The organism is Neomegalonema perideroedes DSM 15528 (assembly GCF_000374145.1).
GTDB classification, from domain to species: Bacteria; Pseudomonadota; Alphaproteobacteria; order Rhodobacterales; family Rhodobacteraceae; genus Neomegalonema; species Neomegalonema perideroedes.
Map to the genome: position 1 here is coordinate 231,282 of NZ_KB893653.1, position 24,550 is coordinate 255,831.

Below are 24,550 nucleotides of genomic sequence, written 5' to 3' on the forward strand. Positions count from 1 at the left end.
CCCATGACGTCCATCGTTCCGCAGCGCCCCGGACGCGGCGCGCCTCGCCTGGCCCCCCTGGCGGGCGCCACCGCCATGGCGATGGTCCTCTCGGCCTGCGTCCAGACCGGAGCCCAGGCGCCCATTCAATACGCCTCTCCGGCCCAGGGCCAGACGCTCGGCTGGCCGAGCCCCGCCCCGGCGACTCCGGTCTCGACCGCCTGGCTCGGACAATCTGCGGGCGTGACCTACGCGGGCGGCGTCGGATCGGGCGTCGCGCCCTTCTACGACCAGCGCCTGACGGCGGCCCCGGTCTATGGTCCGGCCACGAGCTATCTCTCCGAGGTGGCTTACGGCGGCGTCCAGAGCCTGCCGGTGGTCCAGCAGACCACGACCGTCTCTTCTTACGTCCCGGCGCCGGGCTACGCCGCCCCCGTCTACGCGGAGCCGGCTTACGCGGCGCCGAGCTATGCGGTTTCGGGCTATTCGGGCGCGGCCAGCTATGTGCAGCCCTCGATTCCGACCTCGACGGTCTACGCCGATCCGAGCGTGAGCTACGCGCCCCAGACGACCTACGCCGCCGCGCCCGCGCCGGTCTACGACCCGGCCCCCGGGCCGAACTATAACTACGCTTACGGCGCGACGGCGGGCCTCGGCGGCGTGACGCTCTACGACGGCCGCCTTCCGGCGGCGCCGGTCTACGGCCCGAGCTCGAATTACGTCGCTTCGGCGAGCATGGCCCCGATCTACGATCCTCAGGACCATGTCTCCACGGCCCAGAGCTACGCGCCGAGCCAGATCTATTATCCCCCGACTCCGGCGCCGAGCTACGCCCTCGCCGCGCCTGCGCCGGTTTATTCCGCCCCTGCGCCGAGCTACGTCGCTTCGGCTCCGCCGATCCATGATCCCTGGCCGCCGCAGGGTCAGGGCTACGCTCCGACGATCAACGAGACGCCTTACGCCTACGCCTATGCTCCGGCGCCCCAGACGACGACGAGCTATCCGAGCTACGCGCCCAGCTACGCGCCGCTCTCCGCCCCGAGCTATTCCGGCCTCGGCGTGGCGCCGAACGCCTATGTCTCGACCTATGCGCGCGGCGACGTGCTCTTCCGCGTGACCGACGCCGATCTGCGCGTCGGCGGCGCCCAGATCGCCCAGAGCGCGCCCTCTTCCCCGGGCTATGCGCCCGCCCAGCCGGGCTATGCGGTCGAAACGCCTTACGCCTTCGCCAACGTCCCGGCCTATCCGACCCGGCTCGGCGAGAGCCTCGGCGATTATCGCGGCGGCCTGAGCCTCGGCGTGGGCCCTGCGCCGGCCCCGCTCTACGACGCGCCGAATTATCAGCCGCCGACCAGCTTCACGCCTTCTTACGAACCGCCGTCGAATCTGTCGCGGCCCTATCCGCGGCCCTATCCGGTGAGCGGCGCGGGGATCTATCCCTCCACGCCCACGCCGACCGGCGTGGCCTCGGCCCGCGTGCTGGATTACGGCTACGCGCCTCAGCCCGCCCAGTTCTCCGCGCCCGTCTTCGAGCCGGGCACGCCGATCTACGCCGATCAGCGCAATCAGCGCTATGTCCGCGAGATCGTCCGCTTGCCGCAGAGCCAGCCCGGCCTCTGGACCGACGCCGCTTCGCTGCGGGCGGGCGCCATGGTTCCGGCCTCCTCCGGCCCGGCCTATCTGGTCTCTTCGGGCGACACGCTTTACGGCATCGCCCGGGTTCATGGGGTTTCGGTTCAGGATCTCGCCTCGGCCAACGGCCTGACGCTGAACGCGGTGATCCATCCCGGCCAGCCGCTCTATATTCCGCGCGGCGGCATCGGCCCCATGGTGCCGGTCTATGAGACCTTCGCCCAAGGGCCGCAGGCTCTTCCCGCCCATGGGCGGATCGAGACCGGTTCGACGACCAGGCCGGTTCCGGCCTCCGTCGCCGCCGGGCTCGGCCCGCGCGCGGCCTCTCCGGATTTCGTCTGGCCTCTGCGCGGCCCGCTGAAGGCCAAGCGCGACGCCTATGGCGTCACCTCGGTCGAGGTGAAGGGCGCTCCGGGCGCGCCTGTCCGCGCCGCGGCGGCGGGCGAGGCGATCCATGTCGAGAACGGGCCTCAGGGCGTGATGGTGGTGCTGGATCATGGCGGCGGCTGGACTTCGATCCATGTCGGCCTCGCCGAGGTCGGGCTGAAGGTCGGACAGCGCGTGAATCCGGGCGATCTGCTCGGCGTTCTGGCGGCGCGTCCCGACGCGGCTCTGGTCTTCGAGCTGCGCCGCAATAATCTGCCGGTGGATCCCACCGACCGCATGCGCGGCTGATCCTGCGCAGGATCCCCGAGAACATCCGGCGCGCTCCTCGCTTCGCGGCGAGGGGCGCGTCTTTTCGCGTCGGCGGGGCGCCTTGCGCCGGAGAGGGGGCGCGACCATAATCGAAATCAGGCGGCTTCAGCGTGGGTTTCGGTCATGGCGGGCGATCTTGAGACGGAGATTCTGGTGGTCGGAGGCGGCCCGGCGGGCCTGATCCTCACGGCTCGTCTGACGGCCATGGGCCGCAGCGTGATCTGCGTCGAGCGGGCGCCTCCGCCCGCCGATCCGGAAGATCCCGCCGCCGATCTGCGCACCACGGCCTTTCTGCGCCCTTCCGTCGAGACCTTGCGCCGCGCCGGGGTCTGGGAGGCTCTGGCGCCTTTGGCGGCGCCTTTGCGGATCATGCGCATCGTGCAGCGCGCGCCGGACGCCGGGAAGCCCCCGAGGGTCTCGGCGGATTTCACGCCTCCCGAAGAGGAGGAGGCGGGCGGGCCTTTCGGCTATAACATCCCGAACGCGGCTTTGCGTCTGGCTCTGACGCGGGTTCTGGCCGAGCGCCCCGGCGCGCGGCTTCTGGCCCCCATGACGCTGGAGCATTGGATCGCCCGGTTCGACGGCGTGCGGGCGCGTCTTTCGGACGGCCGGATTTTGCGGGCGCGCCTGCTCATCGCCGCCGACGGCCGCGATTCGGAGATTCGCCGCGCGGCGGGCATCGGCGTCCGGCGCGTGGATTACGGACAAAAGGCGATCGTGGCGGCGCTCTCCCATGAGGCGCCGCACGGCTACGCCTCCAGCGAGATCCATAGCTCCGGCGGACCGCTGACCTTCACGCCGCTCCGCGATCCTCTGCGTTCAGGGCTGGTCTGGATGACGCCCAATCTGAAATCGGCGCGGCTCATGGCTGTGTCGCCCGAGGCTTTCGAAGCCGAGCTTCAGGCCGAGGCCGAGGCGGCGGATCTGGGTCTGGGCCGCATTCGTCTGCTGACGCGGCGGGCGGCTTGGCCGATCATCGGACAATTGGCCGAGCGGCTTCAGGCGCCGCGTCTGGCGCTGATCGCCGAGGCGGCCCATGTGGTGCCGCCCATCGGGGCTCAGGGGATGAACATGTCTCTGCGCGACGTCGAGGTTTTGGCCGAGGAGCTGGCGGGGGCCTCCGATCCCGGCGCGGCCTCGGTTCTGGGGGCCTATGAGCGCCGTCGCCTGCCGGATCTGCGGCTGCGCGGCTTCGGCGTGGATCTTCTGAACCGCGCGGCCAAATCGGATTCGCGGGCGATCCGCGATCTGCGGGCCTTCGGGCTGGCGGCGATCCGCGATGTGACGCCTCTGCGCCGCACGGCGGTGCGTCTCGGGCTGGGAGAAGGCGGATGAAGGCTTCCGCGCAAGAGGTCCGGCGTCGGCGGGTCTTCTACATGCCGGGCTTCGACCCGCATCCTGATCGCCGCTATCATCGGCTCTTCCGGGAGGAGGGCGCGCGTCAGGCGGCGATCTCCGGCTATCGGCTGGAGGTGGGGCGGGCCGCTCAGGGCGAGCATCGCGCCGATTGGAGCGCCGTTTATTCCGACGACTCCGGCGCGCGGGTCGAGACGGATCTGCGGGTCTGGTCCTGGCGCGATCTGGTTTCGGCGCGCATGAGCCAGCCGCTTTGGCGGCGGGCTCTGCGGGGCTACGGCGCCTATGCGCGGCTGATCTTCTCCGGCGACCTCTTCCGGCTCGGCCGTCTGGCTTGGACGCCGATGATTCCGACGCTTTATCCTCTGGCGGCGGTGACCTTTTATCTCCTGCTGTCTTTGGGCGCGGGCGCGGCGGCTCTGGCGCTGATGGTCTGGGCCTTAGGCGCGGCCGGCTGGGTCTTGGGGCTGGTTCTGGGGGCTTTGGCGGCGCGGGCGGTCTTTCGGCTGCTGCGCAAACGCGACGGACGGATCTTCGCCTTTTACCTCTTCGACACCTACGCCCTGATGCAGCAGCACGCCCGGGGCGCGGCGCCGGATCTGGAGGAGCGGCTGGAGGCCTTCGCCTCCGACCTCACGGCGGCCTCCGAGAGCGGCGTCTATGACGAGATTCTGGTGATCGGCCATAGCCTCGGGGCGGCCTTCGCCGTCGAGGTCTGCGGGCGGGCCTTCGCGCGGGATCCGGATCTGGCGACGCGCGGCGCGCGGATCGGCGTTTTGACCTTGGGTCAGATCCTCAGCGCCTTTTCAGCGGTGGGCGGCGGGCGCGGCGCCGAGGTGCGGCGCGCGGCGCGGCTTCTGGCGGCGCGGCCGGACGCGGTCTGGGTGGACGTCACCTCGCAGGCGGACGGCGCCTGCTATGCTCTGATCGATCCTCTGGCGGGGGGCGAGGCGCCGCCCTCCATGGCGCGTCTGGCGGGGCCCAAGCTGGTGTCGGGGCGTTTCCGCGAGACCATGGGCGAGGCCGAATACGCCAAGCTGCGCCGCAAGTGGAACCGGCTGCATTTCCAATATCTCCACGCCTTCGAGCGGCCGGGAATCTTCGAATATTTCGCCATCTGCGCCGGACCGCTTTCTCTGGCGACGCGCTTCGCCGGGCTGCGCAGTTCGCGCCGCGGGCCGCCGCTGGCGGCGGAGGTCGAGGGGGCCGAAGCCGCCTCCGCGTCCGAATTTGCGGCGGCTCCGGCGTGAGCGGCTGTCCCTTTCATCCGCCCAAGCCTCCGGCGCAGCGCAGCCAAGCCTCAGGCGCGCTGAAATATCTGCTGGGGCGGGGCAACATCCTCTCGGCGCTGAACGAGAAGCTCTTCAACGGCTGGGTGGGGCGCTCGCGGGCTTGGGGGCATTCGAGCTTCTGCGTCAATGATCCGGCCTTGGTGCGGCGGGTGCTGGTGGAGAGGGCTTCGGCCTATCCGAAAAGCGCCGTGATGGACCGCGCCTTGCGGCCCTTGCTCGGCGAGAGCGTCTTCATCACCAACGGCGAGGTTTGGGCGCGTCAGCGGCGGATGATCGATCCGGCCTTCGCGGGAGGCAAAGTCCGCAAGAGCTTCGAGGACATGCGCGCCGCCGCCCGCGACAGCGCCGAGAGGCTCGCGGCTCAGGCCGACGGGACGCCCAAGGCGGTGGATCCTGAAATGACCTACGTCACCGCCGACGTGATCTTTCGGACGCTCTTCTCGACGCCCATCGCCGCCGAGGACGCCCAACGGGTCTATAAGGCTTTTCAGGCCTATCAGGCCGAGGCGCCTTTCGTGAGCCTGCGCAGCCTCTTCGGCTTCTGGCGGGTTTTTCCGAAAAGCCGCCGCACGCGGCGTCTGGAGGCTTCGGGCCGCGAGATCCGGGCGCTTTTGCTGGAGTTCGTGCGCCGCCGCTCGGCGGAGATCCGCGCCGGGACCGCGCCGGACGACCTCGCCACGGCGATCATGACCACTCAGGATCCCGCAAGCGGCGCCGTCTTCGGCGACGAGGAGATGCTGGATCAGGTGATGATCTTCTTCCTCGCCGGACATGAGACCTCGGCGAGCGCCTTGTCCTGGGCGCTTTACCTCATCGCCCGCGATCCGGGGATTCAGGCGGATCTGCGGGCCGAGATCGAGGCCGTCGCGCCGGAGGGCCGCGCGCTGGAGTTCTCCGACCTGCGCAGGCTGGAGAAGCTGCGCGACGTGTTCAAGGAGGCTCTGCGGCTTTATCCGCCGGTGCCTTTCTTCCTGCGCACGGCCCTTGAGGCGGATCGGTTCCGCAAAGCCGAAGTCCCCGCAGGCTCGACGGTGATCGTGGGGCCTTGGTTCCTGCATCGCCATAAGAAGCTCTGGAAGGAGCCCGACCTCTTCGACCCCGCCCGCTGGGAGGGGCCCGAGGAGAAGGACGCCGGGCGCAAGGCGTGGCTGCCCTTCGGAGCGGGGGCGCGGGTTTGCCCCGGCGCGGCCTTCGCGCTTCAGGAGGCCCTGCTGATTCTCGCCGAGATTCTGCGCCGCCTGAATCTGGAGGCCGTGGAGGGCCGCGACCCGGAACCCACCATGCAGGTGACCTTGCGGCCCAAAGGCGGCGTCTGGCTGCGTCTGAGGCCCGTGGTCGCGCAGGCGTGAGCCTCCGCGAGCGGCCCGAAAGGCTCCGGCGCCCTCCGCGACGCAACTTCGGCTTGATGGGGGCGCGGCTTGAAGCTTAGAATGTCCCGGAACGGCGCGGAGACGGCGCGAATTCGTCGTAAGCGTCTTAATTTCTGATTCGGAGCCCCCGGTGATGCCTCTCTGGTCGCGCGTCCGGGCCTTTTTCGAGAGCTCCGGAGTCCTGAGTCTTCTGGACGTCTTCCGCTGCGAGGAGAAGCCGCCCGAGACGCGCGTCGCCTTCACCATCGCCGTGGTGGCCCTTGGGGCGAAGATGGCGGGCGTGGACGGCCGCGCCACCGATCCCGAGCGCGCCGCCTTCATCGAGGCTTTTCAGGTCGCGCCCGAGGATCTGCCCGGCGTGGAGCGCTTCTTCGCCCAAGCCCAGAGCGATCCGGCGGGCTATGAGATCTACGCCCGGCGCATCGCCGAGATGTTCGCCGGGCGTCCCGAATTTCTGGAGGACGTGCTGGCGGGTCTGGTCCACATCGCCCGCAGCGACGGCGAGCTGGACGGGCGCGAGGCCGTGTTTCTGGAGAACGTGGCCGACGTCTTCGGTCTGGAGGCCGCCGCGCGTCGGCGGATCCTGCGGCGGGACGAGGGCGGGGCGGCCTGCGCCTATGCGACTTTGGGTCTGCCGCGCGACGCCTCCGCCGAAAGCGTGCGCGAGGCGTGGGCGCGCCTCGTGCGCGAGAATCACCCGGATCGGCTCATGGGGCGGGGCCTGCCGCCCGAGGCGCTGCGAATCGCCACGGAGCGTTTGAGCGCCGTCAACGCCGCCTATGAGGCGCTGAAGCCGGCCCGTCTCGAAACCGCGCGTTAAGCTTCCCAACGTATTCCTGACGGCACGGCTCCGTCTCCCCCTGCGGGGCCGCAAGCCTTGCTGCGGGAGAGTCTCCAATGGCCGAACGTGAATCCCTCTCCGCCCAGACGGAACGCCTCGCCGCGCTGCTGAGCAAGCGGCGCGGCGCGGGAGCCGCCGCCGCAGTCGGGACGACGCCGAAAGTCGAGGCCGCGCCTCTCGCGCCGCCTCCGCCGCCGAAGGCGCCTGCGGCCGAAGCCGCGGCGGGCGGAACAGGCGGCGACAGTCTCTCCCTCTATTTCAAGGCTTTAGGACTGGAGGATCCTTTCTCGGGTTCGGACGCCGGGGCCTCCGCCTCTCTTGAGGATCTCTTAGCCATTCAGGGCGAGCGGCCCGCCGCCGCGCCCGCTCCGGCGCCGCAGGCCCTCGCCGAGGCGGCGCGCGCTCCGCGGCCCGAGCCCGTCGTCGCGCCTTCCCGGCCCGAGCCCGCTCCGCCGCCGGTCGCCGTCGCGGCCGAGCCCGCTCCTCCGCCGCCCGCCCCGCCTGCTCCGGAGGAGCCCGCTTTCGCCTCCGTCGTCGAGTCGGCCGCCGAATCTTTCGATCAGGGCGAGGATTCCGAATTCGTCCATACGGATCCGGCGGCGCAGGCCGCGGTCGAGCTCGATCTGGAATCCGAGCCCGCTCCGGACGCCCGCGAGCAGCCCATCCGCGAGGCTGAATCCGTGATCGCCTTGGGCGGCGCCGCGGAGCCTGCGAAGGCCGCCATGGAGGCGCGCCGCGACGAGGATCCGGGGGATTTCCTCGATCAGGTCTCCTTCGACGATCCCGCTTACGGGCATCCTGAGCCCTCTCCGCGCGCGCCGCGCGCCGACTCCGCCCGGCCCGCCGCTCCGGCCCCCGAGCATGAGTCCCTCGACGATCCCGCTTTCTGGGAGTCGCCCGAGAACGGACAGATCCTCGCCGAAGAGCGCGCCGTCGCCGAAGCCGCCCATCAGGAGGCGCATAAGCGCGAATATGAGGCCGAGCTGGCGGTCTTCGATCAGGATGGGGAGGTCTCCGCCGAATCCGCCCGCGCCGCCGAAGAGGCGCGTCATGAGGAAGGCGAGGAGGAAGCCTATGGCGCCGAGGAGGAGGCTTACGCCGAAGATCCCGCCGAACGCCGCGCCGTCGGGCTGGCCGAAGGCGAGATGCTCATGCCCATAGACGCCCAGCGCGCCGAAATGATTCGGCATCTGGCCCATAATATGGGCTGCGAGCCTGAGGACGTGGTGGTCACGGCGCTGGACTGGTATCTCGACGCGCTGATGAACGCCGAGAACAACGGAGATTCCGACGCCGCCTGAGGCTCCGCCGCCCGGCTTTTTCCTTGAACGAAAATCAAGAAGAAACGGCCCTTCCGGGGTTCTCCGGAAAGGCCGGGAATCGAGGGACGACTCTGGAGCGTCTCCGCCATGCGGAGGCGCTCCTTTTCTTTGGATCAGGCCTTGCCGCGATAGATGGCGACCAGCTCGTTGAGCATCTCCAGCGCCTCGGCGCGGGGGCGCTGGAAGACGTTGCGGCCGATGATCGAGCCGTTGCCGCCGCCGTCGCGGATGGCGCGGGCGTCGGCGAAGATCGAATCCGCGCCCTTGGCCGCGCCGCCCGAGAAGACCACCAGACGGCGGCCCGCGAAGCAGCTCTGCACCACATGGGCCACGCGCTCGGCCTGAGAGCCTGAGGGCACCTTCTGCGCCTGATAGACCTTTTTGGCGTCGGGCTGCTCCAGATGGTCGGTGGGCAGCTTGACCTTGATCACATGGGCGCCGAGCAGGGCGGCCATATGGGCGGCGTAGGCGGTGACGTCGAAGGCGGTCTCGCCCTCTTTGCCGAGATCCTCGCCGCGCGGATAGGACCAGATCACCGAAGCCAGCCCATAGGACTTCGCCTCCGCGACGATCTCGGCGGCCTCCTCGAACATGTCGAGCGAGCTGCCCGAGCCCGGATAGACGGTCAGGCCCACCGCCGAGCAGCCGAGCCGCAGGGCGTCCAGAGGCGAGGCGGTGATCGCCTGATCCTTGGGCGCGGATTTCGGCAGCAGGCTATTGGCGGAGTTCAGCTTGAGGATCAGCGGAATCTGTCCGGCGTATTTATCGGCGGCGGCCTCCAGCATCCCGAGCGGGGCGGCGTAGGCGTTGAGCCCGGCCTCCACGGCGAGCTGCGGATGATACAGCGGATCATAGGCTTCGGGATTGGGCGCGAAGCTGCGCGCGGGGCCATGCTCGAAGCCCTGATCCACCGGCAGAATGATCATCTTGCCGGTGCCGCCGAGCCGCCCCGTCATCAGCAGGCGGCGCAGATTGGCTTTCACGCCCGGCGAATCGGCGCCGTAGCTCTCCAGAATCTTCTCAACCGTCCGAGTCGTTTTCATTCGCCGCACCTGACTTGAAGCCTCAGAATCTTGCGCGCCTCCGCGCCCGCCTCCTCATAACGAAGCCTTCGCGAAGCGGTCAAGGCGCAGAGCTGCGGCGCATGCGCCGGATCCGTCCGCGCGAGGGCGGTTCACCATGACGCTTCAGCCTTCCTTCAAGCTTTCGTCAAAGACTGCGGGGGTCCCAGAGCTCAAGGATTGGAATGATGCGGCTCGTCTCCCTTTTCGCCCGATCCCGTCGCGCCGCCGTCGCTCCGATGATGGGCGTCTGCATTTTCGTGCTGGTGTTGATCAGCGGCGGCGCGGTCGAATACAGCAATTACTACCGCGCGCGCGACACGCTCCAGAGAACGGCGGACGCGGCCGCGCTGACGGCCGCCCGGCATTTCCACGAGAACCGGGACGAGGCCGCCGCCCGCGCTCTGGTCGAGAAGATTCTGGTCGCCGGCGAGACCGCCCGTTATCAGATCGATCTCCCTGTCGAGCTGAAGCTTGAATATAATGAGGAATATCACAGCACCAGCGCCGCCATCCGGGTGCGCGCGACGGCGCCCACCGCCTTCATGCGCCTGACGGGCGTCGATGATTTGACGACGAAGGTGGAGTCCTTCGCCCTCAAAGGCGGCGCGAAGGACATCTACGTCTATCTTCTGCTCGACGTGACCGGCTCGATGCAGGGCCTGATCGACGTGGCGAGCGCCGCCATGGTCGATTTCGAGGCTCAATTGCGCGTGCGTCTGGAGCGCGAGGGCATCGAGATGGGGCGGCTCTTCGTGAAGGCGGGCTATTTCCGCGATCTGCGCACCGATCTGAGCTCTCCGGCCTGGGAGGAGTCTCCGGCCTACGACATGTCGGACGCCGCGCAGCGCATGCTTCTGCGCGACCATATCCGCGCCCGCCAGGCCACCGGCGGCGGCGACACGCCCGAATCCTCGACGGCGGCCGTGGCTCACGCCCTGACCGCGCCTCTGGAGACGCCCGTGGGCGGCGCGCCCTTGTCCCGCCATATGATTCAGGTGATCGGCCTCTGGACCCATGTGGAGGGATTGCCGCTCGGCTTTGAGGACATCGCCGCCTATCAGGCCGCCGGCGGCAGCGCCATGAACCCCAAAGTCGACGACATCACCGTCCCGCTCTACAAGGCGCTGCTGGCGAACGGCCAATTGGCCGCCTTTCAGGCCACGCTCCGGAACAGAGATCTGCCCCGCGCCGAGGACGATCATTACGATTCCGCCACGATCGAATACGGCTGCTGCAGAAACATGGAGCAGCTGCGCACCGAATGGCTGTCGCGCGGCGCGGTGAAGCTGGCCAACCGCTATCTCGCGCTTTTCGTGGATCAGACGCATTACCCCTGGCGGGAGATGTCGCGCTGGGAGCATGTGATGGGCATGCAATATATGGCCAGCTCCCCCGACGCCTTCATCGACGGCGTGGTGCGGGCGGTGGTCGAATCCGGCGTGTCCTTGCGGGTCAATCCGCCGCCCGCCGGCGGCTCGCCCTGGGGCGGCTCCTGAGCGGGAGCGCCCCGCGCTCCGCCCGCTTCCGCCCGACTCAGCTTGATCCGGGTCGGCCGCCTGCGGCGGCCGGGGATCTCCGCCCAGCTCCGCCGACTCCGACGGATCGCGCGTTTCTCCGCAAGCCAGGCTCCCGGCTTCGGATCGCGCTCTGAACCATCGCGGGGGGCGATCTTCGAGGATGCGCCGGATGCGACTCCCGTCTCTGTTTCTGAACTCCCGCCGCGGGGCGGTCGCCCCGATGCTCGGCGTCTGCGTGTTCTTGTTGACGGCGATCAGCGGCGGCGCGGTCGAGTACAGCAATTACCACCGCGCCTATAACGCGCTCCAGAAGGCCGCCGACGCGGCGGCGCTTTCGGCCGCGCGCCATTATCATGAAACCAACGACGCGGCCGCCGCGCAAGCCGTGGCGAACCGCATTCTGGAGGGGGGCGCCGTCTCGGGATACGTCGCCCAGCTGCCCGCCGAGATCGCTTTCGATTATAACGACGACCTCAATCTCACCTCGGCGACCGTGAACGCGCGCGCCGTCGGTGCCACCTCCTTCATGCGCCTCGTGGGCGTCCAGCATCTGACGGCGGAGGTGGGCGCCTACGCCGAAAGGGGCGGGGTGAAGGACGTCTACATCTATTTCCTGCTCGACGTGACCGTCTCCATGATCGGCCTGATTCAGGCGGCGGGCCTCGCCATGACGGATTTCGAGGCGCAGATGCGCGTGCGTCTGGAGCGCGAGGGCGTCGAGATGGGGCGGCTCTTCGTGAAGGTCGGGTTCTTCCGCGATCTGCGCCATGATCCGGTCGTCGTGCCCGCTTGGGAGGAGTCTCCGGTCTACGACATGGCGGATCCGGCTCAGCGCAAGCTGCTCAGCGGCCTGATCATGAGCCGCCTGCCCATCGGCGGCATGGATCTGCCGGAATCTTCGGCGGCGGCCGTGGCGCATGCGCTGACCGCGCCCATTGAGAATCCCCTCGAAGGTCCGGCGATTTCGCGGCATGTGCTTCAGGTGATCGCGATGTGGACCGACACCCACAGCGTGCCCTTAGGCCCTGAGGATCTCGACGGCTATCAGGCCGGAGGCGGGCCCCCCCTCTCTCCTGAGGTGGACGACCTGACGGTCAAACTCTACAACGCCCTGCGCCGGAACGGGCAGATCGCCGCCACTCAGGCGACTTTGAGCCTCCGCTCCGAGGATCATCATTACGGCTCGCGAGACTACGGCTGCTGCAAGAACATGGCCGATCTGCGCACGGAATGGCATTCGCGCGGAACGGTTCCCTTGGCCAGCCGCTATCTGGCGCTGTTCTCGCCGCGCAACGCCTATCCCTGGCGCGAGATGGCGAATTGGGAGGGCGTGGTGAATCTGGGCTATCTGGCCGCCTCTTCGGAGGAGTTCATCGACGGTCTGGTCCGGTCGGTGGTCGAGTCGGGGGTCGAGCTGCGGATCGCGCCGCCGCGCCGTCCGGAGAGCTGATCAGCTCAGAGCATCCGGCGCAGCGCCTTGAGATCCGTCTTGGAGCCATGGCGCCGGTCCACGGGAATCCGCGCCAGAGGCCGAACCTCCAGCGGCCCGAGCCGGGCGGCCTCGCGCCGCCAGAGCGGCGCCTGCTCCGCGTCTCCTGCAAGGGCCAGAACCGCCCGCCCCTCCAGATCGACCAGAGCCGCCGCCGTCACGCCGGGCCAGAAGCGGGCGGCGGCCTCCACGGCGAAGGGCTTCAGCCCCGCCGCCTCGCCGCCCCGGCGCCCGAGCAGCCAGAGCCGCCCCTGATCGTCGAGGCGTCCGGAATCTCCGGTGCGATGCCAGATTTCGCCTGCGCGCCGGATTTTGGTTTCGGCTTCGCCCTCGCCGCCGAGATAGCCTTGATTGACGTGATCCCCCGTCACGAGGATTTCGCCCTCCTCCAGCCTCAGCCGGATCTGCGGGACGGGCCCGCCCGCCAAGAGTCCGCCGCCCGAGCGCATCGCCGCCCAATCCTCCGGCGCGATCTGCGCGCCGCGCAGATGGGCGATGGGCTCCGCCTCGGTGGAGCCGTAGACCGCCGTGGCCTCGACTCCGGGCAGACGCTCGGCCATGGCTTGGAGAATATCCGGCCAGACGGGGCCGCCTCCGGTGAAGACCGCCCGCAGGCCGGGATGGCCTCCGCCCTCGGCCAGCTTGCCGCAGAGGACCGGAGGCAGAAGGGCGCGCTCGGCTCCGGTTGCGCGGATCCGGGCGGCGAGGCGCTCGGGCGCCAGAAGCTCGGGGCGGCGGGGGCTCCAGTCGGGCAGGATCGAGGCGTTCCCGAGCATCAGATTGGCGATGACGAAGACCGGAAAGCCCACCAGATCGCGGCTGGGCTCTTCGGCGCGGAGCAGATCCGCCACGCAGGCGTTTTGCGCCGCGAGGAAGCCATGGCTGCGCGACACGGCCTTAGGCCGCCCCGTCGAGCCGGAAGTGAAGCTGATCAAGCCCGGATGATCGGGCGCCGCCTCATAGATTCCGCGCCAAGGCGCGCCCTCGCCGAGGCCCAGCTTCAGCGGCGTGGACCAAAAGGCGGGCAGCAGCCGCAGCAGATGAAACCAGCCCGAGGAGATCAGCGCTTTCGGCTTGGCGATCTCCACCGCGCGATTGAGGCCGCTCAAGCCTAAGGCGGGCTCGGGAAAGACCGCGACCGCCCCGAGCCGCCAAAGCGCGGCTATGGCGGCGTAAAGCCCGATCCCGACGGGCAGGGCGATCATGGCGCGGTCTCCCGGCCCGAGGCCCTCCGCCGCCCATGCCCCCGCCAGACGCTCCGAGCGGGCGGCGAGATCGGCGTAGCTCGCCTGAGCCCCGCCGCCCTCGATCAGCGCGAGGCGTTCGCCCCGCCGCCCGACCTCGGTCAGGAAGGGCTCCAGCAGATTCACAGAAAGCGCCGCCCCATCAGCGCATAGCGGCGGAAGACCTCGGCGCCGTAAAGGCGGCTGGAATCGCGCGAGCGGTTGTCCTCGCGCATGAGGGCGTGGATCACGAAGCGGAAGCCCATGTCATGGGCGCGGCGATGGAAGAGATCGGCCATGCGCCGCCCTCCGCCGGGCGTGAGGCTGGCGTAGGTCTTGATCACGGCGGAATCCGGCTGCGGCCCCTCGCCGAAATTGGGATAGCCGAAGAGGAAGCCCGTGAGCCGCCCGCCTTTCTCCGCCAGAATCACGAAGCGCGGATCGACCATCGGCAAAATCGGAGCGTAATGCTCGGCGAAGGCTTCTAGATCGATGGGCCGGAAGAAGGGATTGGGCGCGAAGGCTTGCAGCGAGACCTCATGCAGCCGGGCGATCAGAGCCTCGGGCTCCTTGCCGTTCCAGAAGCTCAGACGCAGGCCGGGGTCCGGCGTCTCGCCCGCCTCCGGCGGGAGGGGCGGCAGGCCCTCCAGCGCCAGCCGCGTCGAGACGTATTCCGAGATCGGCGCGAAGCCCGCCACGCGGAAGGCGGTCAGATCCTCCAGACCTCCCGCCGGCTCCAGAGGGAAGGGCGGAGAGCCGTCGCTTTCGGTCACGAGCCGATAGGGGCCCCAGCTATCGCCGTCCATGGGGCCGACGAGGGCGCGGAATCCCTCTTTTTCGGCCTTCTGCGCCATCTCGTTGAGCAGCGCCGCGCCTGACATGGCGTCGAGGCAGCGCCAATGCCCCACGGCGGCCGTGCGTTTGCCTTCGAAATTCGGCGCGTCGCGATGGAGCACCGCCGAAGCGCCGCCGTTCTTGAAGATCTCGATCTCGCTCAAGCCGCGAGTCCTCCCCGCATGAGGTGCCAGGCGGCGTAAAGCCCCGCCGGAACGATCAGCGCCGCCGCGAAGATCTTCGCCCGGCGCCAGGTTTCATAAGATTCGGGCCGCCAAAGCGGGCCGAGACTCGCCAAAATCAGACTGACGGCGATCCAGGGCGCGAATCCGCCGCCCCAATCGGGCGAATGGAGATTCCCCCGCGCGACGAGCCAGACCAGCCCGCCCAGAACCGCCGCTGCGGGAATCCAGATCCAGCGCCGCCGCCTCGGCAGGGCGAGCGCGAGATGGGCCGCCGCGATCCCCGCGAAGGTCAGGCCGTAGAGATTGATCGCCGTGGGGCCGAAGCCCTCGCCCACGCCCAGCCAGAGCAGGCTGACCAGAGCCGTGGCCGCGAGGAAGTCGAGATCCGGGAAGGCGCTGGAATCGGGCCGCGTCCGCCGCGCCGCCAGATGGGCCAGAATCGCCAGAGCGGGCAAAAGGGCGTTCTGCGCCTGAGTCACGGCGCAGACGAGGAAGATCAGCACCGTGGCGGCGCGGGCGGCGTGATCCGAAAGCCCGAGCTTCGGAGCCAGCCGCAAAGCCGCCCAAAGCGCGATCAGGAAGACTCCCGCCATGGCCGCCAATTCGGCCAGAGGCGCGTCGAGATAGCTCGCAAGCAGGAAATGCGCCCCCACCGGCACGAAGAGATTATCCAAGCCTCGCCAACTATCGGCCTCCACGAGGGCGGCGAAGGCGGCGGTCATCAGCCCGAGCAGAATCACGGCGGGGCGCGGGATGTCGGTCAGCAGCAAAAGCGCGATCATGCTGACCAGAAAGGCCACGATGAAGAAGGCCGCCACCCCTTCGAGGCTCTTCTCTCCGCTGGCCACGGCGAAGCGGCTGCGTCCATAGGCCGAGCCCACCAGAGCCGCCGCCGCGTCGGCCAGAGCCAGCAGCAGCAGCGGCAGCACATAGAGGATCGGCTCTCCGCCCGAGCGCAGAAAGAGGAACCCCACCGCCAGAATCAGCCAGATCTCGCCATAGGACTGACGCTCGACGCCATGCAGCGCCGCCCCGAGCCCCGTCCGGCGCAAAGCGGGCAGGCGCAGGACGCCCAGCACCAGCAGCGAGAGCCCCATGAGGAGCATCACCGGCCAAGGCTCTTTGAAGAGGACCGGCAGCGCCAGAGCCGAAAGTCCCGCCGCCATATGGGCGAGCTTGCGCTGGCCCTCCGGCCCGAGGCCCTCTTTCTCGGCCAGCCAGCGCGCGAAGCCCAGCACCCCCAGAAGCGCGAGGATGAAGCTCAGCACGAGCCCGATATGGCGCAGGGCCAGAGCGGTTTCCGGAGTCATGGCCGCATCTCCTCGACGATGAAGTCGGAATAGAAGAAAGCCTTGTCCATGGCCGCTCCCGCTTGCTCCAGATCCGCGCGCCGGATCGCGCGCCCAGCCGTCTGGGCGAGATCGGCGCCCCGGCGCGGCGCCATCATGTTCCAATAGACCAGACGCGCCCCCGGAGACGCCTTGTCCAGAAGACTGGCGTAGATCCGCGCGAAGGCTTCGGGCGGCATATATTCGAAAATATCGGAGAGATTATAACCATCCGCTTTTTCGCCGGGCTCCAGAGCCGCCTCGACGGGGCCGGGGCGGATGTCGATGCGGCCGAGGCGTTCGCGGATCGTCTCGAAGGACTCGGGGCGCCAAGGCAGAGGCAGGGCCGCGCCGTGAGTCCCGAAGAAGATCCAATGCAGGAAAGGATTCGCGCAGGGATCGAGATCGACCGCCGCATGACGCAGCCGCCGCGCCACATGATCCGACAAGCTCCCCTCGACATGGGCGAAGAAGGCCGGATCGCGTCCGAGCCGCCCCATGACGAAATTCGAGAAAAACAGCTTCAGCAGAAGCCGCCAGCGCCAGTTGCTCCAGCGTTCATCAAGGAAACGCGCCCGCCCGGCTGTGTCGCGGGGCTCGAAAACGGCCTCGACCGTCCGGCGCCCATGGGCCAGCGGCAGAACCCGCCGCCGGAAGAGGCGGAAATAGCGCTCGAATTTGCCGATCCCGCCGAGGCCATGGGCCTCGACTTCGGATTTCAGCGGCGCCCAGAAAGCCTGATCCTCAGCGGAGAGGCCGCGGGCGGCTTTGTCCAGCAGCTCTCCGCGCCGCGCCGAAGGACGCGAGCCGAACAGCTCCAGAAGCTCGGCGTGAGTCAGAACCCGCCATGCGCTGAGGCGAATCCTCAGGCAGGCCAATTGCGCCGGAGAGAGATCGGCCACCACCACCCGCGCCGGATCCAGCAGCAGCAGGGCGAGAGCATTGTCGCCCGCCGAGCAGATGGAGACCAGAGTTCCGCCCTTTTGCGCGCCGAGCCCGAGCAAGAGCGGGTCGGCGTCCTCCCAAAGCTGGGCGTAACGAATATGGTCGAAGGCGGCGTGAGCCTCGATTGGTGATTGAACGTTGTTCATAATTTGAGTCTTCGCACGAATCCGCCCGCGCCGTCCACTTCGATCTCTTCGCCGGAGATCAGCCAGGCCGTCGCGCCCTTCAGCCCGACCACGCAGGGAATCCCCAATTCCCGCGCCACGATGGCCGAATGCGAGAGCAGACTCCCGCGCTCCACCACGAGGGCGGAGGCGTTGGCGAAAAGCGCGATCCAGCCGGGATCCGTATGGGGCGCTACGAGGATCTCCCCCGGCGCGAGGTTCTCCTTGCGGGGATCGAGGATGATCTTCGCCGCGCCGCGCGCCAGACCCGCCGAACAGCCGGTTCCTTTGCGCTCTTCGTCTCCCCCGATTCTGGAATCGCGCAGGCCGGAGGCGCGGGGCGCCGCAAGGGCTCGGTCGAGGCCAATCAGCGCCGCCCCTTCGATCCTCAGCCGGGCGGGCGGCGCGGGCCGCGCCAGAGACCCGGCCTCGGCGGCTTTGCGCAAGGCGACGAGCCCTTTCAGATCAAGATCCGCGCCGAAGCCCTCGACGGCGCCGAGAAGCTCCAGATGCGTGAGATGCAGAACATCGCGCGGGGCCTCCAGCTTCCCCGCCGAGGTCAGCCGCGCGCCCATCTCCAGAAAGAGCCTGCGGGCGCGCCCGAAGATGCGGGTGCGCTCGAAGCGGAGGTTCTCGCGGTGCCGCACGAGGGTTTTCGCCTGAGCCAGCCTGCGCCGCGCCAGAAAGCGCCAGACGGGCCGTTTCGGCGCGATCTCCTTCAGGCGGGCTTTCACATCGGCCTCGGTCAGAGGCGGCGGCGGGCCTGCGGATTCAGGCTTTCCGGCGGCGGCGAGAACCGCCGCATGCAAAGGGCGCGGATCTGCGTCGAGGGTCACGCTTTCGAGCTTCAGCTCCTCGGCGCAGCGGTCGGCGAATTTGGCGAGATAGCTCGCCAGAGGCGGCCCCAGCGCCCCCGCCGCCAGAGCCTCGGAATCGTTCGCGCGCAAAGCCTCCATGAGGGCGGGATCGCGGCGGGCGAGGGCGCCCATCTCGCGGATGCGCTTCGCCGGTTCGGCGGAGACGATGTCTCCTTGGCCGATCATCACGTCGTTATGCAGCGTCAGGCCCCGGTCGCCGCCCGCCGTCTCCAGCATCTTCCGCGAGGAGCCGAAGGCGATCATGCAGAGAAAATCATTGACCAGCGGCGCGTCCCATTTTTCGAGCAACTGCGCCTCGATGCGGCGATATTCCTCCGCCAGAGCCGAAAGCGGCAGAGCCTTCAGCTCTTCGGCGGGGCGGGCGAGGGCGGCTTCAAGCCGAGTCTCGAAGAGGCGGATGCGTCCGGGCAGACGCAGCCACTCCCAAAAGAGCCTCAGCCCCGCGCCGCCGAGCCGGGCGTATTCCCCAAAGCGCGCGAAGCCCTTGGCGGGGGGCGGCGTCAGCCGGGCGAGGAGATCGGCGGGCAAGGGCTCGTCGAGGCCCATCATGCTATCCATGAATTGGGCGTTGAGCCGCGCGCCGGGCAGCAGGCCGAGCGCCTTCCGCCAATTGGCGAGGTTGTAATAGACTCGCCCATCCGCCCGCGCGAGGAGGTTCTCCAAAACCTCCCGATGATCGGAGATCGTTTCGCGCTTCACGCCGAGCAGCCCCAAAAGCCGCTGATAGACCCGCGCATAGACATATTGCGCGAAACCATAAGTCAGCGTGGAGACCACCCCCGGATAGCTCTCCACGATGTTGGAGTTGTCGAAGACCGTCAGCGCCGGATCATGAGAGGCGGGCAGGGTGGTGATGGGCCGCGCCTGAAGCAGCCAGAGCTTTTCCCCTTCGAAGGCCCATTCGAAGTCTTGCGGCCCCTTGAGCTTCGCCTCCAGCGCCTTGCCCAGATCCGCCAAGGCTTTCAGGTCGGCCCCGGTCAGAACATGCGGGCCTTGGCTGGCGGGCGTCGCATGGCCTTGGGCGTCGAGGCGCCAATCCTCGCCCTCGACCTCGCCGCCGACGAGCTTGTCGGCCAGCCCCTCCACCGCCGAGATCAGCAAGACGCCGCGCTCGCCCGTCACCGGATCGGCGGTGAAGGCGACTCCGGCGGCGCGCGGCGCGATCATCCGTTGCGCCAGCACGGCGGGGGCGCCGCCTTCCGGGTCGAGGCCCCGCGCCGCGCGATAGGCCCTCAGGGAGTCCGTGAGGCCGGAGGCCCGCACTTGGCGGGCGGCTTCGGCCACGCCCTCGGCGGGGATGTTGAGCAAAGAGAGGAATTGTCCGGCGTGGGAATGGCTCGCGCCGTCCTCCTCGCGGCCTGAACTGCGCACCGCGTAAGGCCCCGGACCTAGCGCCGCCAAGGCCTCGGCCAGATCGGGCGTCTCACCCTCCAGAACGAAGAAAGGCGGAATCTCAAAACCCTCCGCCTGAAGCCGCGCCAGAGCCGCCGCCTTGCCGCCCGCCCGCGCGGAATCCCGCGCCGCTTCTCCAGTCAGGATCATGAGCCGCCTCCGGTCAGAAAGGGCGCGAAGCCCGCCGCCGCATAGCAGAGCAAGACCCAAAGCCCCGCCATGAGGTCGAGGCGCTTGGCGCGCTCCGGCGTCGCGGAGTTCACGAATCCCAGCCCCGCCATCAGCGCCGCGAGGGCTGAGGCGGTCCCGATCAGCGCGACCACGCCGAAAGAGCCCATCGCCCAGCCCACCCAGAGCAGCGCCGCCCAAGCCAGAGTCACGGCGCCCATCCAGATCCGCGTCGCGCGCTGCGGTCCCCAGAGGCCGGAATAGCTCTCGACGCCGGGACGTTCGCTTTGCGGCGCCCAGATCTTGCGCCCGATCTCCAGCACGCAGCCGTTGACGAAGCTCAGCGCCAGAAATCCGCCCAAGCCCGCCGGAGGCCGCCCCGCCGCCGGAAGCCATTCCATCGCCGTCACGAAAAGGTCGATCAGCGGCATGATGAGCATATGCGAGAGCAGATAGAGGATCGGCCGCGCCTTGAGCCATGCGGGGGCGCCGAATTCGGCGGTCATCAGCGCCAGCCAGACCCAGACCAGAGCCAGAGGCCCCAAGAGCCGCCCATCCACGCCGAGACTCGCGGCGATCATGACCGCGCCCGCGCCAAGCCCGAGATTGCGCAAAAGCCCGAGCGTCACCAGCCCGCGCGGGACGGGCCTTTCGGGCCGGAAGCGCGAATCCTCCTCATGATCTTTGAATTCGTCGCAGACGCGCATTTGAAAGAAGATCGCGATCATGCAGAGCCAAGCCGCAAGATAGGCCCAGATCCCCGGCGCGGACCTGCCGCCCAGATGGGCCGAGACGCTCAGACTCGCCGCCGAGAAGGCCGCCAGCAGGATTCCGCTTTTCACCAGCGGAAACCGCTCCGCTTGATAGATCCAGAGCCTGCGCGCGAGGCTCAAACCGGCTTCGGCGCTCATGACAGGGCCTCGCCTTCAGAGCCTTCGCCGATCCTAACGGATCGTTCAAAGGCTCGAAGTTTTTCCGTGGTCGCATTTTCGCGACGCGAAGCCTGATCGGCTTCGCTGGACAATGCTCTGGGCGCGCGTCTGGCGAGACTCGCATGGGCGCGGGTGAATTGCCCCGAGGCTATGGCCGCGATGATCGAGATCTCGCCGCAGAGGCAGAGCGCCGCCGTCACCTCCGCCAGAGCCGCCGCCTTGCCCTCGCCTTGCAGCCCGAGGATGCGCAGAGCCGCCGCCTGCGTGGGCAGGCCCGTCCCGCCGCCCACCGAGCCCACGAGGATGTTCGGCAAAGTGGCCGAGAAGAACAATCCGTCTTCGCGCGGCTCCATGCGGGTGAAGCCCACGGCGGATTCCGCCACGCAGGCGGCGTCTTGCCCGGTGGCGATGTAGAAGGCCGCGAGTCCATTGGCGTAATGGGCCTGCGCCCCGATCTGCCCCGAGAGCAGCGCCCCCAGATTGGCCATGCGCCCATAGGCCAGCATGGCTTCCGGCTCGGCGCGCAGATGGCGGCGGATCAGCTCATGGGGCAAGGTCACGCTGGCCGTGACCTTGCGTCCGCGCCCGGCCAGAAGCCCCAGATGGCTGGCTTTCTTATCGCCGGAGAAATTCGCCTCGACGAAGGCGTGCAGCGGCTTCACGGGCGTATGCGCGAGGATATGGTCGCAGAGCGCCTGCGTGGCGATGGTGGCCATGTTCTGGCCCGCCGCGTCGCCGGTGGCGTAGCGGCAGAGCAGAAAGACGCAATCGCTGTCGAGGACCGGCTCCAGCGAGATCAGTTTCCCGTGGCGCGTGGTGGCCTCGGCGGCGGCTTTGAGGGCCTCCGCCTCCCGCGCGACCCAATCCACGAAGACGCCCGCCTCCAGAATATCGGCGAAGAGGAAGCCGGGGCTGCGCAGGACGCCCTCGCCGAGCAGCGCCGTCGCGACGCCGCCCGCCCGGCTGATCGCCTCGGCGCCGCGTCCATAGGAGGCCACGAGCGCGGCCTCCGTCGTGGCGAGCGGAATGAAGAAATCGCCGCGCGCATTGAGCCCCAGCACCCGCAAAGGCCCGATGACGCCCATGGGCAGCTTGGCGCGTCCGATGAAGTTTTCGATGTTGCGGCTATAGAGCGGCGCGGCTTCGAGATCCTCCGGCCCGGCGAGGATCTCGCGATCTTCGGCGGAGGCGCCGCTTTCGGCCTCCAGCCTTTCCCAGAAGCGCGCGAGATTCGTCGCCGAAGCCTCGCGGGCGGGGCGCAGGGGCCGCGTCGGCTCGGCCGTCGGCGAGGGCGTGAAATGGGCGCGCGCTCCGGCTATGGAGTCGAAGACCCGCCGCAGACGCTCCAGCATCGCTTCGACGTGAGAGGGAACGATGGCCATGGCTGCCCCTGCGCTTCCGCCAGAAGGCGGATTTCGCCGGAAGCTTACATCATCGGCTCGAAAGGCGGAAACTCTCCCAACGGAGCGCGATCCGGACGGGACGTCCGGGTGAAGCGCGCGACCAAACCAAAGGCCGAAGCGCGATCCGGACGGGGCGTCCGGGTGAATCGCGCGACCAAACCAAAGGCCGAAGCGCGATCCGGACGGACCGGAACGGTCGTTTTAAGGCGCGTCTTCGGCGGGGGGCTCGAAGCCTTCGGGCGGATCTTCGTCCGGCGTCGGCTCCTCCTCTTCGTCGGGCGGGAGCGGCGCGCAGCTTTCGGCGGCGGCGCTCAGCACCGCGAAGCCGTAGACATGGCGGCTCAGCAAAGCCGAGGAGGCGCCCGAGCCATAGGCTTCTTCGGCGGCCTGAGCCGCAAGGGGGTCCAGCCCCGAGAAGCTCAGGGCGGCGGCGGTGACGGGCATGTCGGGATAGGTCTCCGCCAGCCGTTCGACCCGCTCGGAGAGGCAGGCGCAGAAGCGTCGCGCGGGAATCAAAGGCTTGTCGGGCACGCCCCAGATGACCTGAAACCTCGGGCAGGCGGGGGCGAAGCTCAGGCGCTCCGGGGCCTGCGCGAGGGCGGGCGCGGAGAAGGGCGCGAGAAGCCCCGTCCAGAGGACGAGCGTCGCCGCGATTCGGCGTCTGGTCATGGAAGTCTCCCCTGAGTCGGCGCGTGAGTCGGCGCGCGGCGGGGGCGACTCCAGCCGCCCCGGACCCCTTTCGTCAAGCGGCCCGCCGGGAAGGGCGGGCCGGGATCGGGCCTTCAGCGGGCGAATTTCTTATATTTCAGCCGCTTAGGCTCGACCGAATCCGGGCCGAGGCGCCGGATCTTGTCCTTCTCGTAATCCTCGAAATTGCCTTGGAACCATTCGACGTGCGAATCGCCCTCGAAGGCGAGGATATGGGTGCAGATGCGGTCGAGGAACCAGCGGTCATGGCTGATGACCACAGCGCATCCGGCGAAGTCGAGCAGAGCGTCCTCAAGCGCGCGCAGAGTCTCCACGTCGAGGTCGTTGGTCGGCTCGTCGAGGAGCAGCACGTTGCCGCCCGATTTCAGCAGCTTGGCCATATGGACGCGGTTGCGTTCGCCGCCCGAGAGGATCCCGACCTTCTTCTGCTGATCGCCGCCCTTGAAGTTGAAGGCGCCGACGTAAGCGCGGCTGTTCATCTCGGCGTCGCCGAGCTTGAGCACGTCCAGCCCCTCGGAGATCTCCTGCCAGACGGTCTTATTCGGATCCAGCGCGTCGCGGGACTGGTCGACGTAAGCGAGCTGCACCGTGTCGCCGAGGGTGATCGCCCCGGCGTCTGGCTGCTCTTGTCCGGTGAGCATGCGGAAGAGCGTGGATTTGCCCGCGCCGTTCGGCCCGACCACCCCCACGATGCCGCCCGGAGGCAGCGCGAAGGTCAGGCCGTCGATGAGCAGGCGGTCGCCGTAGCCCTTCACCAGACCCTCGGCCTCGATCACCTTGCCGCCGAGGCGGGGGCCGTTCGGGATGATGATCTGAGCCTGTCCGATGCGGTCGCGCTCGGATTGGTTCGCCAGATCCTCATAGGCGCTGAGGCGGGCCTTGGACTTGGCCTGACGCGCCTTCGGCGAGGAGCGCACCCATTCCAGTTCGCGCGCGAGGGTCTTTTGACGGGCGGCGTCGTCGCGCTCCTCCTGCGCGAGGCGCTTGGCCTTCTGCTCCATCCAGCTGGAGTAATTGCCTTCCCAGGGAATGCCCTTGCCGCGGTCCAGCTCCAGAATCCAGCTCGTGATCTGGTCGAGGAAGTAGCGGTCATGGGTCACGATGAGGATCGTGCCCTTATATTCGATCAGATGCTTTTGCAGCCAAGCGATGGTCTCGGCGTCGAGATGGTTGGTCGGCTCGTCGAGGAGCAGCATCTCCGGCGCTTCGAGCAGCAGCTTGCAGAGCGCCACGCGGCGGCGCTCGCCGCCCGAGAGCGTCGCCACGGAGGCGTCGTCGGGAGGGCAGCGCAGGGCCTCCATGGCCACGTCCACCTGAGAATCCAGATCCCAGAGGTTTTGCGCGTCGATCTGATCCTGAAGCTGGGTCATCTCCTCCATGAGCTCGTCGGAATATTCCTCGCCGAGCTTCATCGAGATCTCGTTGAAGCGGTCGAGCAGGGCCTTTTTCGGCGCCACGCCCTCCATCACGTTCTCGCGCACGGTCTTCGTCTCGTCGAGCTTGGGCTCCTGAGAGAGATAGCCCACGCGCGCGCCTTCGGCGGCCCAAGCCTCGCCCGAGAAATCCTTATCCTGCCCGGCCATGATCCGCAGCAGCGAGGACTTGCCCGCGCCATTGACGCCGATCACGCCGATCTTCACGCCGGGAAGAAAGGAAAGCCTTATGTTTTCAAAGACTTTCTTGCCGCCCGGATAGGCTTTGGACACGCCGTCCATATGATAGACGTATTGATAGGCCATCTTGCGGAGATCCCCGGAGTTTTTGGGTCGATTCGGTCATGCGGAAAGGCCCGGCTCAGGGGTCGGGCGTCCTGAAGGGGTTGTAGCCCCCCC

Annotated in this window: 18 protein-coding genes; 8 read left to right on the forward strand and 10 right to left on the reverse strand. The window is 68.5% G+C overall.

The features are described 5' to 3' along the window. The first annotated feature begins 3 nt into the window (after positions 1-3). The 6 genes from B161_RS0101065 (at position 4) to B161_RS0101090 (ending at position 8,467) form a co-directional block, all read left to right on the forward strand. The gene (locus tag B161_RS0101065) at positions 4-2,286 is read left to right on the forward strand and encodes a LysM peptidoglycan-binding domain-containing protein (protein ID WP_018631492.1); all 2,283 of its coding nucleotides are present in this window, start codon (positions 4-6) and stop codon (positions 2,284-2,286) included. 144 nt (positions 2,287-2,430) lie between these two features. Next, positions 2,431-3,642 (forward strand): FAD-dependent monooxygenase, encoded by a 1,212-nt coding sequence (locus tag B161_RS0101070; protein ID WP_018631493.1) that lies wholly within the window; start codon positions 2,431-2,433, stop codon positions 3,640-3,642. Continuing rightward, on the forward strand, positions 3,639-4,913 hold the full coding sequence (locus tag B161_RS16135; RefSeq protein ID WP_018631494.1) for a hypothetical protein: 1,275 nt from the start codon (positions 3,639-3,641) through the stop codon (positions 4,911-4,913). Before B161_RS0101070 ends, B161_RS16135 begins: the two co-directional genes overlap by 4 nt. Further along, positions 4,910-6,304, forward strand: coding sequence for a cytochrome P450 (locus tag B161_RS0101080; protein ID WP_018631495.1), 1,395 nt, complete (start codon positions 4,910-4,912; stop codon positions 6,302-6,304). Before B161_RS16135 ends, B161_RS0101080 begins: the two co-directional genes overlap by 4 nt. A 154-nt stretch (positions 6,305-6,458) precedes the next feature. Further along, positions 6,459-7,145 (forward strand): tellurite resistance TerB family protein, encoded by a 687-nt coding sequence (locus tag B161_RS0101085; protein ID WP_018631496.1) that lies wholly within the window; start codon positions 6,459-6,461, stop codon positions 7,143-7,145. Between the two features lie 77 nt (positions 7,146-7,222). Beyond that, positions 7,223-8,467: a hypothetical protein gene (locus B161_RS0101090; protein WP_018631497.1), complete on the forward strand. Its 1,245-nt coding sequence runs from the start codon at positions 7,223-7,225 to the stop codon at positions 8,465-8,467. Positions 8,468-8,601: 134 nt separating this feature from the next. Here B161_RS0101090 and B161_RS0101095 read toward each other — a convergent pair whose 3' ends face one another. Then, complete coding sequence (locus B161_RS0101095; protein ID WP_018631498.1) at positions 8,602-9,531, reverse strand: class I fructose-bisphosphate aldolase; 930 nt, start codon at positions 9,529-9,531, stop codon at positions 8,602-8,604. 206 nt (positions 9,532-9,737) lie between these two features. Here B161_RS0101095 and B161_RS0101100 point away from each other — a divergent pair, with 206 nt between their 5' ends. Continuing rightward, positions 9,738-11,048, forward strand: a complete 1,311-nt coding sequence (locus B161_RS0101100) for a pilus assembly protein TadG-related protein (protein WP_157755501.1) — start codon at positions 9,738-9,740, stop codon at positions 11,046-11,048. A gap of 190 nt (positions 11,049-11,238) precedes the next feature. Beyond that, complete coding sequence (locus B161_RS0101105; protein WP_018631500.1) at positions 11,239-12,519, forward strand: pilus assembly protein TadG-related protein; 1,281 nt, start codon at positions 11,239-11,241, stop codon at positions 12,517-12,519. A 5-nt stretch (positions 12,520-12,524) separates the two neighbouring features. Here B161_RS0101105 and B161_RS0101110 read toward each other — a convergent pair whose 3' ends face one another. The 9 genes from B161_RS0101110 to ettA form a co-directional block, all read right to left on the reverse strand. Then, positions 12,525-13,928 carry an AMP-binding protein gene (locus tag B161_RS0101110; RefSeq protein ID WP_018631501.1) on the reverse strand — a complete coding sequence of 468 codons (1,404 nt, stop codon included), beginning with the start codon at positions 13,926-13,928 and terminating at the stop codon, positions 12,525-12,527. Continuing rightward, a complete protein-coding gene (locus tag B161_RS0101115; RefSeq protein ID WP_018631502.1) occupies positions 13,925-14,779 on the reverse strand; it encodes a hypothetical protein in 855 nt (284 codons plus the stop codon). The genes B161_RS0101110 and B161_RS0101115 overlap by 4 nt, the downstream gene beginning before the upstream one ends. Then, positions 14,776-16,110, reverse strand: a complete 1,335-nt coding sequence (locus B161_RS0101120) for a diacylglycerol/polyprenol kinase family protein (RefSeq protein ID WP_018631503.1) — start codon at positions 16,108-16,110, stop codon at positions 14,776-14,778. Before B161_RS0101120 ends, B161_RS0101115 begins: the two co-directional genes overlap by 4 nt. Continuing rightward, complete coding sequence (locus B161_RS0101125) at positions 16,107-17,219, reverse strand: DUF3419 family protein (RefSeq protein ID WP_018631504.1); 1,113 nt, start codon at positions 17,217-17,219, stop codon at positions 16,107-16,109. The genes B161_RS0101120 and B161_RS0101125 overlap by 4 nt, the downstream gene beginning before the upstream one ends. Further along, positions 17,216-19,657, reverse strand: coding sequence for a PEP/pyruvate-binding domain-containing protein (locus tag B161_RS0101130; RefSeq protein WP_018631505.1), 2,442 nt, complete (start codon positions 19,655-19,657; stop codon positions 17,216-17,218). The genes B161_RS0101125 and B161_RS0101130 overlap by 4 nt, the downstream gene beginning before the upstream one ends. After that, positions 19,654-20,586: a UbiA family prenyltransferase gene (locus B161_RS0101135; RefSeq protein WP_018631506.1), complete on the reverse strand. Its 933-nt coding sequence runs from the start codon at positions 20,584-20,586 to the stop codon at positions 19,654-19,656. The genes B161_RS0101130 and B161_RS0101135 overlap by 4 nt, the downstream gene beginning before the upstream one ends. After that, positions 20,583-21,989, reverse strand: a complete 1,407-nt coding sequence (locus B161_RS0101140; RefSeq protein ID WP_018631507.1) for a hydroxymethylglutaryl-CoA reductase — start codon at positions 21,987-21,989, stop codon at positions 20,583-20,585. Before B161_RS0101140 ends, B161_RS0101135 begins: the two co-directional genes overlap by 4 nt. A gap of 222 nt (positions 21,990-22,211) precedes the next feature. Further along, entirely contained in the window at positions 22,212-22,679 is a 468-nt protein-coding gene (locus tag B161_RS0101145; protein WP_018631508.1) for a hypothetical protein, read from the reverse strand. Positions 22,680-22,792: 113 nt separating this feature from the next. Beyond that, on the reverse strand, positions 22,793-24,457 hold the full coding sequence (ettA, locus tag B161_RS0101150; RefSeq protein WP_018631509.1) for an energy-dependent translational throttle protein EttA: 1,665 nt from the start codon (positions 24,455-24,457) through the stop codon (positions 22,793-22,795). Positions 24,458-24,550 lie beyond the last annotated feature (93 nt).